At 67.0% G+C, this 616-nt stretch carries 2 protein-coding genes; both read left to right on the forward strand.

Going from position 1 to position 616, the window contains the following annotated elements; translation table 11 throughout:
• Positions 1–87 precede the first annotated feature (87 nt).
• Positions 88–447: an IS66 family insertion sequence element accessory protein TnpA gene (tnpA, locus tag LRF89_RS13300; protein ID WP_238637381.1), complete on the forward strand. Its 360-nt coding sequence runs from the start codon at positions 88–90 to the stop codon at positions 445–447.
• Positions 338–616: IS66 family insertion sequence element accessory protein TnpB (gene tnpB, locus LRF89_RS13670; protein ID WP_443134971.1), on the forward strand; the 279-nt coding region annotated here is incomplete at its 3' end. The genes tnpA and tnpB, both read left to right, overlap by 110 nt.

Here is a 616-nt window from a genome sequence, read left to right on the forward strand (position 1 = left end):
GTGAGCGTCGCAGCATCCCCACCTTCTTTCCGGTTTGAGGCTCGGGCATCGTTGGCTCCGTGATCGCCGATGACGGGGGAGGCAACGATGAGCAAGCGCAGTGCATTCTTGCGCGAGCACCTGCAGGCCTGGCAGGCCAGCGGCCTGAGTCAGGCCGAGTACTGCCGCCAGGAGGGGTTGTGCGCCTCGCTGTTCTCGCAGTGGAAATCTCGGCTCGGCTCACGGGCACAAGACGCCGTGGTCGACAAGCCATCGATGCCCGAGGGGCTTTCCCTGCTGGAGGTGGCCGTCACGGATGCGCCCCCGACCGATCACCGTCCGGGAGCGGGGGCTGACGATGCCGGCATCCGCATCGAGCTCGCCGGCGGGACCGTGTACCTGGCACGGGATTTCGACCCGCAGGCGCTCGGGCGTGTCGTCGAGGTCCTTGGCGATACTCGGCGTTGATCCGCACGCTCGGGTGTTCCTGGCCGCCGGGGCGACGGACATGCGCAAGCAGATTGACGGATTGGCCCTGCTCGTCGCCGACGTGCTCAAGGCCGATCCGTTCTCGGCGCACCTGTTCTGCTTCGCCAACCGCCAGCGCGATAAGGTGAAGATCGGTGAGCGTCGCACC

It is taken from the genome of Halorhodospira sp. 9621 (assembly GCF_022228055.1).
Taxonomy (GTDB): Bacteria; Pseudomonadota; Gammaproteobacteria; order Nitrococcales; family Halorhodospiraceae; genus Halorhodospira; species Halorhodospira halophila_A.